Source organism: Falsiroseomonas sp. (assembly GCF_030695085.1).
Taxonomy (GTDB): domain Bacteria; phylum Pseudomonadota; class Alphaproteobacteria; order Acetobacterales; family Acetobacteraceae; genus Falsiroseomonas.
The window spans coordinates 1-11,592 of the sequence record NZ_JAUYTS010000066.1 but is presented as its reverse complement, the minus strand read 5'-3'; the positions used below and the strand labels follow the sequence as shown (position 1 = coordinate 11,592).

Below are 11,592 nucleotides of genomic sequence, written 5' to 3'. Positions count from 1 at the left end.
GGCCGCCGCCACCCTGTTGCCGCCGCCCGCCGCACCGCCGCCGCTGCGCCAGGCCGATGCGCTGCGCCCGGCGGAAGACCGCCTGACCGCCGGCCTGGAACGCGCCGCCGCCGCCCGGCCGGACGACCCGGCGGCGCTGCGCCGGCTGGCGGAACAGCTTCGCGCCAGCCACCGCCCGCTTCAGCTCGCCGCCGTGCTGGAACGCCTGCACGTGCTGACCGGCGAGCCCGCCGCATTGCGGGAAGCGATGGGCCTGCGCGCCGAATCCGGCGATGCCGCCGCGGCCCGCGCCGCGCTGGAACGGCTTTCCGCCCTCGGCGCGACCACGGACGAGGAAGCTTTGCGCCTGGCCGCGCTGCGGATGGAGGCGGGCGATGCCGCGGGCGCCTTCGCCGGGCTGCTCGCCGCGCTGGGCCGCAGCCCGACGCCGGAACTCGCGCTGCGCGCCATGCAGGCGGCGGCGCGGCTGCCGGACCCGGCCCGCGCGATGCGGCCGATGGGCGGCCTGCTGGCGCAGGTGGCGCCGGATCTGATGGAGGCGCTGCGCCGGGTGCTGATGGGCGATGGCCGCCCCGACCTGGCGCTGTTCCTGCTGGAGGGCCTGCCCGCGGAGGAACAGGCCAGCCCGCGCATCGCCCTGGCGCTGGCCGAGGCCGAGGCCCGCGCCGGCTGGGCCGGTGGCGCGCTGGCCCGGCTGATGGCGCTGCGCGCGACCGAAGGCCTGCCGCAAGGTGGTGGCGCCCTGCTGATCGACCTCGCCTTGCGGGAGGGGCAGGTCGAGGAAGCCTTCGCCGTCGCCGCCCTGCTGCCACCCGAATCCTGGCCCGCCGCGCTGCCGATGCGGCTGCATGAAGCCGCGCGCCTGGCGCGGGACCCTGCCCTGTTCCAGCGCATCGACCCGGCCCGCCTGGCCGCACGGCCGGATGGCGCGGCGGTGGTGGCGCTGGCGCGTGGTGACCGGGTGGCGGCGCGGCGTTTCGCGCAGCAGGCGGTGGAACAGCCCCCATCCTCGGTGGAAGGCGCGCGCGGCGTGGCCGCCGTGCTGCGCGAGCTGGGCCTGGACCAGGCGGCGCATGACCGGCTGCGGCGGGAGGTGCAGGCGCCCGACCCCGCACCGCTGACCATCCGCCTGTTCGCCGAACTCGCCGCCCTGCCCGCCCGCCGTGCCGCCGCCCTGCCGCTGCTGGAACGGCTGCGCGGCTCCGGCCCGATCGCCGGCGAGGCCTGGCTGCGCCTGGCGCTGGCGGAGAACCGGCTGGAGGATGTGGCGCGATTCCTGGCCGGCGGTGGCACCGCCTCCGCCGCCGCACTGGCGGAAACGCTGACCCTGGCGGCGCAGCGCCGCGCCAGCCGCATGGCCGATGCCGCCGCGGCCGCGCTGCGCGCCTTGCCCGACCTGCCCGAAGGCTGGACGGCGGAGGAAGTGGCCGTGACCGCCGCCCTAGCCCGGCCGCTCGGTGCCGGCAGCCTGACCGGCGCGCTGAACCTGCTGGGCTGGACCGGGGAGGTTGCGGCGGCCGACCGCGTGGTGCGGCTGCTGGCGGCGGCGCCGGAAGTGGCCAGCGCGGGCGCCCTGCTCGGCGCTGCCCAACACCCCGCCGTGCCGCGCCTGCTGCGCGGGGCGGAGGCCCGCGATGAGGCCGGCACCGCAAGGCTGGCGCTGGTCGCGGTGCTGGCCCCCGCCGCGGCGGCGCCGCTGCTGGCGGCGCGGGCGGAGGGCGATGCCGCCCGCTTCGGCCCGGCGCTGGTGCTGGCCCGGCTGCGCGGCGAGGGTGTGGCCGCCGGAGAGGCCGCGCTGCGCGACCTGCTGCCGAAGCTGGACCGCGCCCAGCGGGAGCAGGCGCTGTTCCTGGTGCTGGCCGCCGCGCCGCAGGATTCGCAGGCGATGCTGCGGCGCCTGTCGGATGCCACGCTGGGGGAAGGCTGGCAGGCGCGCTACGAGGCGCTGCTGGCCCGCCAGGGCCGCCGCGCCGAATTGCTCGCCGCGCTGCGGACCCGCGCCAGCCAGGCCGATGCGTCGGAACGGCAGGTGATTGCCGCGCGGATGATTGAACTGGGCGACCCGGAGGGTGCCACTGCGGTGCTGCGGGGCGAGAGGGAGGAATTGCGGTGACGCTGCGGATGTATGACCTGGCCGGCGCCGACCCGGCGCGGCGCTTCAGCCCCTATTGCTGGCGCACGCGCATGGCGCTGGCGATGAAGGGGCTGCCGGTGGAGCCGATTCCCTGGCGCTTCACCGAGAAGCAGGTCCTCGGGGACCTGGGTTGCGACAAGGTGCCGGTACTGGTCGATGGCGATCGCGTCATCGCCGATAGCTGGGCCATCGCCGAATATCTGGAACAGGCCTACCCCGACCGCCCCAGCCTGTTCGGCGGCCCGGGCGGCCATGCCCTGGCGCGCTTCATCAATGCCTGGGGCGATGCGGTGCTGCATGCCGGCCTGTCGCGCATGGTGGTGGCGGACATCGCCAAGGTGCTCGCCCCCGAGGATGCCGCCTATTTCCGGCAAAGCCGCGAAGCGCGATTCGGCATGGCGCTGGAAGCCGTGCAGGCGGATCGCGAGACGAAGCTGGAGGGGTTCCGGCAGAGCCTGCTCCCGCTGCGGATGGTGCTGCGGACGCAAGCCTTCCTGGGCGGCGATGCGCCGCTGTATGCGGACGCCATCATCTTCGGCGGCTTCCAATGGGCACGCTGCGTCAGCCCGCTCCGGCTGCTGGCGGAAGACGACCCGGTGGAGGCATGGCGGCAGCGCATGCTGGACCTGCATGGCGGCATCGCCCGCGCCGCCCCCGGCTTTGACTGACCGGGCTTTGATTGAGGGACACCAATGACCTTCTCGTTGATCGGCCGCTGTGCCCGCACCGGCCAGTTCGGTGCCGCGGCCACCACATCCTCCCTTGCTGTCGGCGCGCGGGTGCATGCGGTGGCGCCGGGCGTGGGCGCGGTGCTGACGCAGCATCGCACCGACCCCAGGCTCGGCCCGCGCGGCATCGCCCTGCTGCGCTCCGGCTGCTCGGCGGCGGAGACGGTGGCGGCGCTGGTCGCCTCCACGCCGGATCATGGCTGGCGGCAATTGGCGGCGATCGATGCGGCGGGGCGCACGGCGCATTTCCACGGCGCGCGGGTGAAGCCGGAACATGGCGCGGCGCATGGCCCCGACGTGGTCGCCATCGGCAACATCCTGTCCAGCGCACAGGTGCCGGAGGCGATGGTGGCCGGCTTCCTGGCAAACCCGGACCTGCCGCTGGCGGAGCGCCTGGTACGCGGGCTGGAGGCCGGGGAGGCGGCGGGCGGCGAGCATGGCGATGTCCGCTCGGCCAGCCTGCTGGTGTTCGGCGCGCATGATTTCGCGCTGGTCGATCTGCGCGCCGATGGCCATGCCCAGCCCATCCCGGCGCTGCGCGCGCTGTGGGAGGAGTACGCCCCGCTGGTCGATGCCTATGTGGTCCGCGTGCTCAACCCCGACGACGCCATCGCCCTGTAAGCTTGCGGTCCCGCGCCAGCCCGGGCGTCCCGCCTCGCCACCCATTCTGAAAGGTCCCAAAAATGCCGATCAACAACCGGATCGCCGCGATGCAGCCGGAGATGGAGGTGTGGCGCCGCGACCTGCACACGCATCCGGAGCTGCGCTTCCAGGAACACCGCACCGCCGCCCAGGTGGCGAAGCTGCTGGCCGGCTGGGGGATCGAGGTGCACACCGGCATCGCGACAACCGGCGTGGTCGGCGTGCTGCGCGGCAATGGCGCGTCCGGCCGCAGCATCGGCCTTCGTGCGGATATGGACGCGCTGCCGATGACGGAGGCGACCGGCCTGCCCTACGCCTCGACCACGCCTGGCGTGATGCATGCCTGCGGCCATGACGGCCACACCACCATGCTGCTCGGCGCTGCGAAATACCTGGCGGAGACGCGCAACTTCGACGGCACGGTGCATTTCATCTTTCAGCCCGCGGAAGAAGGCGGCGCCGGCGCCAAGGTGATGATGGATGAGGGCCTGTTCACGCGCTTCCCCTGCGACAGCGTCTACGGCATGCACAACGACCCCTCCCTGCCGATCGGCGAGGCGGATATCCGCGACGATGTGATGATGGCCGCCGCCGACGGCTTCACCGTGATCGTGCGCGGCAAGGGCGGCCACGCCGCGCGGCCGCATGGCGGCATCGACCCCATCGTGGTCGGCGCGCAGATCGTCGGTGCGTTGCAGACCATCGTGGCGCGGCGCGTCGATCCGCTGGAATCGGCCGTGATCTCCACCACGCAATTCCATGCCGGCACCGCCGGCAACGTCATCCCGGACGAGGCGATGCTGAACGGCACGGTGCGCACGCTGAACCCCGCCGTGCGCGACTTGGTCGAGGCCACCATGCGCCGCGTGGTGGAGGCGACGGCGGCAGCCCATGATGCGGTGGCGGAACTCACCTACCAGCGCGGCTACCCGCCCACCGTCAACCATGCGGAGAATGCCCGCCTCGCCGCGCGCATCTGCGCCGGCATCCTGGGCGAGGGCAAGGTGCGCCGCGACATGCCGCCGGTGATGGGCGCGGAGGACTTCTCCTACATGCTGCTGGAGAAGCCGGGTGCCTATATCAAGCTCGGCCAGGCCGCCGGCACCAAGGGCCGCGCCCCGGTGCATACCGTGCAGTACGACTTCAACGACGACCTGCTGCCGATCGGCGCCAGCTTCTTCGCCGGCATCGTGGAGCAGGAATTGAAGCGGGGGTAGCGCCTTATCCGCCTGGCGCGTTCGCCGCGCCGGGCGGTGTAGGCCGACCCTCCGTCAGCAGGTCCAGCAAGGCGCGCACCCGGGGCAGATGCTGTCGGCCAGGTGGCATCAGCGCCGTGATGGGCACAGGCTCCGGGACATGGTGCGCGGCAAGCAGGGGCACGAGGCGGCCTTCCTCCAGCGCGTCGCGCAGCAGGAAACCGGCGAGCCGCACGATGCCGAGGCCGGCCAGGGTCATGTCGCGCAGCACCTCCACCGAATCGCAGGTCATGGCAGGCGTGATGCTGCGTTGCGCCACACGCCCGCCCTGCAGAAAGGGCCATTCCGCCAGGCGGGAGAAGCCGTGCAGCACCAGGCAATCATGCCGCGCCAGATCTTCGGGCGTCACCGGCGTGCCGCGCCGCGCGAGATATGCGGGGCTGGCGCAAATCACGCGGTGGTCCGTCTCCAGCGTCCGCGCGATGAGTGAACTGTCATCCACCCGGCCGGTGCGGATGGCGATGTCGATCTGCTCGGCCATGAGATCCACCCGCCGATCATTCACCGAAAGTTCGAGCGTCACCTCCGGGTAGCGCACGCGGAACTCGGCCAGGCGTGGCACCAGGCGATGCCGCGCAAAGGCGGTGCCGGTGTTGACGCGCAACAACCCCCGCGGTCGGCCTCGCGCCGCCGTCACCTCCGCCTCCGCCGCCTCGATCGCGGCCAGGATCGCGCGCCCGCGGGCCAGCATCGTCTCGCCCTCCGGCGTCAAGGCGAGGCGGCGCGTGGTGCGCTGGAGCAGGCGCACGCCCAGCCGATCCTCCAGCCGGGTCACGGAGCGGGACACGCCGGAGGGCGTGAGTCCGGTGCCTTCCGCGGCCGCCGCGAAGCCGCCGCGCTCCACCACCCGAACAAAGATGGCGGCCTCGTCGGAGAAGCCCGTCTTATTCATGCGCCACAGTCCGGAGTTTCTGAGCATACCGATTAATTATCGTCAGGCCAAAGGGCAATACGAAAGGGGGGACAACGAAATCTCTTGAGGATCCCGCCATGACGAAGCTGCTGAACCCGCGCCCCGCCGCCCCTGCAAAGCACGGTCGCGCCCTGCAAATCCTGTTGGACATCACGGCCGAAAGGCGCCGCCACGCCCGTGAGGGCACTGAGCTATCCGCCCTGGATGACCGGCTACGGCGCGATGTCGGTCTCACCTCCTATGACGCCGCCTGGCTTCAGGACACGCCCGTGCGCGGCCCCTCGCGCCTGGATGTTGACGCGCTGATGGCCCACGCCCACGCGGCGCGCGGCGCGGCGATGCGGCGGGGGTTGCGCGCGCTTTGGGGCTGGTTGCGCGGCAGCCGCCGCCGCGCAGTTCCGACCGACCCGCCCGGCGGCAAGCCGGCACACGGATTTCGCGGTTGGATCGCGCGGCTGCGTGGCGCCAGGGACCGGGACGAGGATGCGGAGGCGATGGGCACGCATATGCAGCGCGACATCGGCCTGCTCGGGCGCAACCGGCCCCTGGACCCGCGCGAGGACATGGCGAGACGGAGCTGGTGGCCATGATCCAGGCGGCCGGGGCGCTGCGCGGGCTGCTTCGGCTGTGGTGGCAGCGGCATGTGACGCGACGCGCCCTTGATCAGTTGGACGCCCGGTTGGTGAAGGATATCGGCGTCTCCGGCATGGCGGCGCGCGAGGAGGCCGGCAAGTGGTTCTGGCAGACCTGACCAGGGATGCCGTCTTCCCGGTTCACGCCGCCCGCAGATGTTCCTGCAGCCGCGGCATCAGCTCCACCAGGTTGCAGGGCCGGAAGCGGCTGTCGAGCTGGTGCACCAGGATGTCGTCCCAGGCATCCTTGCAGGCGCCGGTGCTGCCCGGCAGCGCGAACAGATAGGTGCCGCCCGCCACCCCGCCAATGGCGCGGGACTGAATGGTGGAGGTCCCGATCTTCGCATAGCTCAGCATGCGGAACAGCTCGCCGAAGCCGGTGATCTCCTTCTCCAGCACCCGGGCGAAGGCCTCCGGCGTCACGTCCCGCCCGGTGATGCCGGTGCCGCCGGTGGTGATGACGCAATCCACCGCGGGGTCGGCGATCCAGTCCCGCAGCTGCGCCTCGATCAGCGCGGCCTCGTCGCGCAGGATTTCGCGCGCCGCCAGCTCATGCCCCGCCGCGGCGATGCGCCCGACCAGCGTATCCCCGGACCGGTCCGTGGCCAGGTCGCGGGTGTCGGAGACGGTAAGCACCGCGATCCGAACCGGCAGGAATCTTTTCGAGTCATCAATCGGCATCTGCTGCGCCTCGTTCTGCTGATTGCACAGATAGGCGCAGCGCCGCCTCAGCGCGAGATCAGCATGGCCGCCACGGCGGGCGCCCCCTGGAATTGCGGGAAGCGCCCGGTCGCCAGCGCATCGAGCGAGGGCGAGGGCAGGCCGAGGCGTGCGGCATAGATCCAGGAATAGGCCAGCACCCGCTGCACGAAGGCGCGGGTTTCCCCCACCGGGATGCTCTCGATGAACAGGAAGGGGTCGGACCGGTGCTGCACCGCGGGCAGCCAGCGGGACAGGTTGCCGGGCCCGTTGTTGTAGGCGGCCAGCAGCCGGATCAGGTCGCCATTCACCCGGCCGTTGCCGGCCAGGTAGTGGACATAGCGCTGGCCGAGCTCCAGCGAGAAGGCCGGGTCATGCAGGCGCGCGACATTGGCGCCGCGCAGGCTGCTGTCCCCGGTGATGTAGCTGGCGGTGGCGGGCATGATCTGCAGGATGCCGCGCGCCCCGGCCGGGGAAATGGCGGCCGGGTTGAAGTTGGATTCCTGCCGCGCCAGCGCATAGACCAGCGCCGGGTCCATGCGGAAGCCGTGCATCGGCTCCAGCCGCGGCAGCGGGAAGCGGGCGAAATCGCGCGGCCGCCCATCAGCAGATTGCGACAGCGCCGCGAGCTGGGAAGCCAGGTCCGACATATTGGCCTGGGTCGCCACCAGCAGCATCGCCCGCACCACCCCGGCATTGCCCTGCACGCGCGGCCACAGCGCCCGCAGCTCGGCCTCGGCCCGCGCTTCCTGGCCGATCTGGAGCAGCGCCAGGGCCCGCCAGCCGCCGGCGGTTTCGGCGATGGCGGCGGCCTCGTTCGCCCCGGCCACTTCCCGTTCCCAGGCAAAGCCCATGGGCAGGCCGAGGGCACGGCGGGCGACCAGGCCGTAGAAGGTCCGCGGCTCCTGCGCCGCCTGCATCATCCAGGGCACATAGGCCTGCGGCCGGCGGGCGCGCACCGCGGCGCGGGCGGTCCAGAAGGCGGCGGCGGCGCGGGTGGCCGGCGCCGCGATCTCGGACCGCGCGGCGTGTTCGAAATAGGCCAGCGCCGCTTCCGGGCGGTTCAGCGCCCAGGCGGCCAGGCCCGCGATATAGCCGGGAAAGGCGCTGCCGCCGGAATCCCGCGCAGCCTCCGCGGCGATGCGGAAGGCCTCCTCGTCGCGGCCCTGTTGCAGCAGGGCCTGCGCCACCTCCGCCTTCAGCAGCGCCGCATAGGCGCCGCTGGCGCGGCTGCTCTCGATGCTGGCCAGGGCGCTGGTGATGTTGCCGTCGCGCGCCCGTTCACGCACCGTCCGGTCCAGCGGCGCGTAGCGGGTGATGCGGCGGGCGGTGATGGGCTCCCGCTCCTCCGGCACCACATCGGTGCTGTCGGACAATGTCTCCTGCGCCGGGGCGGCGGGCAGCGCCATGCCGCGCGGGGCCCGGCGTACCAGGATGGCATGGATGGCGTTGGCATCGGGGTGGTCGCTGAAATCGGTCAGCCAGGCCACCACCTCCGGCAAGGGCGGCACCACGCCGGCCTTCAGCCAGCGATCGGCCAGCACATGGCCGACCAGGCGGCGATCCTGCAGCCGCTCCACCTCCCGCATTGCTTGGGTGGGCTCGCCTTGGGCATGCAGCGCGAAGATATGACGAAGCCGCGCCGCATCCGACGGCGCTAGGGGTTGCGGGAACCCGGCGTCCCGGCCCTGCACCGCAGGATTCGGAACGCTCATGGCGGCCTGTTCGACCCGTTGCGCGACGGCAGGGACCTGAGCCCCCAGCGTCAATGTCGCCCCCAGCAGCATGGCCTTCGCGGTGCGGCGAAGGTGAAATGCGGCAGGGGAACGCCGGGCCATTTGGCAGAGCGCTTGCATGGCGCGCCACCCCTACCGGCCTGGCTAAGTCCCTGGCAACCGTGGAATTATGGCGCTTTGCCTTGATTCGATCCGGTTTGGTTTGAATCAGCCCCTTAACCGCGCAAGCTCATTTAACTTTTTTAACCTGCCGCGACTTCGCCATCGATTGTGCGCCGCAGCAGGACCAGGTCGGCCCAGGCCTCGCGCTTGGCCGCCGGGCTGCGCAGCAGATAGGCGGGGTGCAGCGTGGGCAGCGCCGGGATGGCGCCCTGTTCCATCGGCAGGCTGTGCCAGCGGCCACGCAGCCGGGTGATGCCGTCCTTCGCCCGCAGCAGGGATTTCGCCGGCGTGCCGCCCAGCAGCAGGATATGGCGCGGCCGCACCAGGGTGATGTGGCGCAGCAGGAAGGGCAGGAACAGCGCGATCTCCCCATCCGTCGGCGTGCGGTTGCCGGGCGGACGCCAGGGCAGGATGTTGGTCAGGTAGAAGTTCTTCGACCGCTCCAGCCCGATGCTGGCCATCATCCGGTCCAGCAACTGGCCGGAGACACCGACGAAGGGCCGGCCGAGCCGGTCCTCATCCGCCCCTGGCGCCTCCCCGATCAGCATCAGGCCCGATTCCGCCACGCCATCGGCGAAGACCAGGTTGGTGGCGGTGTCGCGCAGCGGGCTGTCGGTTTCCGCGATGGCGGCACGCAGCGCCTCCAGGCTGCCGGCCTCCGCGGCGCGGCCGGTGGCAAGCGCCGCCGGCGTGGCGATGGCCGGAAGCGCGGCGGCCAGTAGAGCCGGGGCCTGCAGGCCGGGCGTCGCGATCGCGGCCGTTGGCGCCGGGTCCGGGTGCACGACGGGCGCGGCGAAGCGGTCGAGCGGCGCGGGCTCCAGCGCCTCGTCCACACCCCAATCGATCTGCAGCCGCAGCGCGGCCAGCAGTTCCTCGCGCAATCCTGCCTGCATGAGCGTGATATCGGGCCGCGCCGGGGTTCCGCGCAATGGGTGGCGACGCTACATCCCGTGGGAGACCGTTTGAGAACACCAGCGGGTCGGTTTCGCTGGGCTTTCCGCCCCGGGCGCGTCCCCAGGCTTGCCGATGCAACCAGCATCGGCCGTGCCCGGCTCCTTCCCAGGACGAAAGGCCCCGCGCGAAGCCGCAGCCGCCGGCCTTCCCAGAGGGTCGCTCAGCAGGAACGCCGGAGGAACAGTGATGTCGGATGGGGCCGAGCAGCGGGAATCGATGGAGTTCGACGTGCTGGTGGTGGGCGGCGGCCCCGCCGGCCTCGCCACCGCCATCCGGCTGAAGCAGGCCCGGCCGGACACGAATGTGTGCCTGGTGGAAAAGGGCGGCGAGATCGGCGCGCATATCCTCTCCGGCGCCGTGCTGGAACCGCGGGCGCTGGATGAGCTGATCCCGGATTGGCGCGACGACCCGCCTGCACTCGCGACCGCCGTCACCGATGATCGTTTCATGATGCTGACGGAAACCCGCGGCTTCAAGCTGCCGACCCCGCCGCAGATGCACAATGAGGGCAACTACGTCGTCTCCCTCGGCAATGTCTGCCGCTGGCTGGGTGCCAAGGCGGAGGCGCTGGGGGTGGAGATCTACCCGGGCTTCGCCGCCTCCCAGCTGATCATCGAGGAAGGTCAGGTGCGCGGCGTAATCGCCGGTGTCGCCGGCATCCAGAAGGATGGCAGCAAGGGCCCGTCCTATGAGCCAGGGATGGAACTGCGCGCCACCTACACGGTCTTCGCGGAAGGCTGCCGCGGCAGCCTCGCCAAGATGCTGTTCGAAACTTTTCGCCTGCGCGACGGAGTTGCCCCGCAGACCTACGCCTTGGGCATGAAGGAACTCTGGGAAATCCCGAAGGACAAGCACAAGCCGGGGCTGGTGTGGCATTCCACCGGCTGGCCGCTGTCCTCGGACACCTATGGCGGGTCCTGGCTGTACATGCTGGGGGACAACCTGGTCTCGGTCGGCTTCGTGGTCGGGCTGGATTATCCGAATCCCTGGCTCTCGCCCTTCGATGAGTTCCAGCGCTTCAAGACCCACCCGGCCGTGCGCGGCTTCCTGGAAGGTGGCAAGCGCATCGCCTATGGCGCCCGCGCGCTGAACGAGGGCGGCATCCAGGCGGTGCCGAAGCTGGTCTTCCCGGGCGGCATGCTGGTGGGCGACGCCGCCGGCTTCCTCAACGTGCCGAAGATCAAGGGCACCCATACCTCGATGAAGTCCGGCATGGTGGCCGCCGATGCCATCGCCGCCGCGCTGGCAGGCGAGGCGCCGGCGCCGGTGCTGGAGAGCTACCCGACCGCGCTGAAGGCCAGCTGGGTGTGGTCGGAGCTGGAGGGCGTGCGCAACATCCGCCCCGGCTTCGCGAAATACGGCTTCTGGGGCGGCATGGCCGCCGCCGCGCTGGATACCTATGTGCTGCGTGGCAAGGCGCCCTGGACCTGGGGCCACCATGCCGACCACGAGACGCTGAAGCCTGCGGCGGAGGCGAAGAAGATCGCCTATCCGAAGCCGGATGGCGTGCTGACCTTCGACCGGCTCTCCTCTGTCTTCCTGTCCAACACCAACCATGAGGAACACCAGCCGAGCCATCTGGTGCTGCGCGACCCGGCCGCCTGGAAAGGCACGAACTGGGAGAAATTCGCCTCCCCCGAAAGCCGCTACTGCCCGGCCGCGGTTTATGAGGCGGTGGGCGCCGAGGCCGGCAATGGCGATGGCGAGATGCACCTGGTGATCAACGCGCAGAACTG

Annotated in this window: 10 protein-coding genes and 1 pseudogene; 7 read left to right on the top strand and 4 right to left on the bottom strand. The window is 71.6% G+C overall.

Annotation, left to right across the window (positions count from 1 at the left end):
• From Q8S40_RS08170 to Q8S40_RS08155, 4 genes and pseudogenes are all read left to right on the top strand, one after another.
• Positions 1 to 2,113, top strand: a pseudogene (locus tag Q8S40_RS08170) (hypothetical protein); the annotation flags it as partial.
• The gene (locus Q8S40_RS08165) at positions 2,110 to 2,802 is read left to right on the top strand and encodes a glutathione S-transferase family protein (RefSeq protein ID WP_371136817.1); all 693 of its coding nucleotides are present in this window, start codon (positions 2,110 to 2,112) and stop codon (positions 2,800 to 2,802) included. The pseudogene Q8S40_RS08170 and the gene Q8S40_RS08165, both read left to right, overlap by 4 nt.
• A 24-nt stretch (positions 2,803 to 2,826) precedes the next feature.
• Positions 2,827 to 3,483: a DUF1028 domain-containing protein gene (locus Q8S40_RS08160; protein ID WP_305669991.1), complete on the top strand. Its 657-nt coding sequence runs from the start codon at positions 2,827 to 2,829 to the stop codon at positions 3,481 to 3,483.
• A gap of 62 nt (positions 3,484 to 3,545) precedes the next feature.
• Positions 3,546 to 4,721 (top strand): M20 aminoacylase family protein, encoded by a 1,176-nt coding sequence (locus tag Q8S40_RS08155; protein ID WP_305669990.1) that lies wholly within the window; start codon positions 3,546 to 3,548, stop codon positions 4,719 to 4,721.
• Positions 4,722 to 4,725: 4 nt separating this feature from the next.
• Here the strand turns inward: Q8S40_RS08155 and Q8S40_RS08150 are convergent, their stop codons facing one another.
• Positions 4,726 to 5,652, bottom strand: a complete 927-nt coding sequence (locus Q8S40_RS08150) for a LysR family transcriptional regulator (RefSeq protein WP_305669989.1) — start codon at positions 5,650 to 5,652, stop codon at positions 4,726 to 4,728.
• Between the two features lie 98 nt (positions 5,653 to 5,750).
• Between Q8S40_RS08150 and Q8S40_RS08145 the strand changes: the two genes are divergently transcribed.
• Entirely contained in the window at positions 5,751 to 6,263 is a 513-nt protein-coding gene (locus Q8S40_RS08145) for an RSP_7527 family protein (RefSeq protein WP_305669988.1), read from the top strand.
• Positions 6,260 to 6,424, top strand: a complete 165-nt coding sequence (locus Q8S40_RS08140; RefSeq protein ID WP_305669987.1) for a DUF1127 domain-containing protein — start codon at positions 6,260 to 6,262, stop codon at positions 6,422 to 6,424. Before Q8S40_RS08145 ends, Q8S40_RS08140 begins: the two co-directional genes overlap by 4 nt.
• Positions 6,425 to 6,446: 22 nt before the next feature.
• On the opposite strand, the gene moaB is transcribed toward Q8S40_RS08140, so the two are convergent.
• The 3 genes from moaB to Q8S40_RS08125 form a co-directional block, all read right to left on the bottom strand.
• Complete coding sequence (gene moaB, locus Q8S40_RS08135) at positions 6,447 to 6,986, bottom strand: molybdenum cofactor biosynthesis protein B (protein ID WP_305669986.1); 540 nt, start codon at positions 6,984 to 6,986, stop codon at positions 6,447 to 6,449.
• Between the two features lie 47 nt (positions 6,987 to 7,033).
• Positions 7,034 to 8,719: a lytic transglycosylase domain-containing protein gene (locus Q8S40_RS08130; protein WP_305669985.1), complete on the bottom strand. Its 1,686-nt coding sequence runs from the start codon at positions 8,717 to 8,719 to the stop codon at positions 7,034 to 7,036.
• Between the two features lie 263 nt (positions 8,720 to 8,982).
• Positions 8,983 to 9,783 carry a uracil-DNA glycosylase family protein gene (locus tag Q8S40_RS08125; protein ID WP_371136816.1) on the bottom strand — a complete coding sequence of 267 codons (801 nt, stop codon included), beginning with the start codon at positions 9,781 to 9,783 and terminating at the stop codon, positions 8,983 to 8,985.
• 259 nt (positions 9,784 to 10,042) lie between these two features.
• Here Q8S40_RS08125 and Q8S40_RS08120 point away from each other — a divergent pair.
• Positions 10,043 to 11,592: electron-transfer flavoprotein:ubiquinone oxidoreductase (locus Q8S40_RS08120; RefSeq protein ID WP_305669983.1), on the top strand; the 1,550-nt coding region annotated here is incomplete at its 3' end.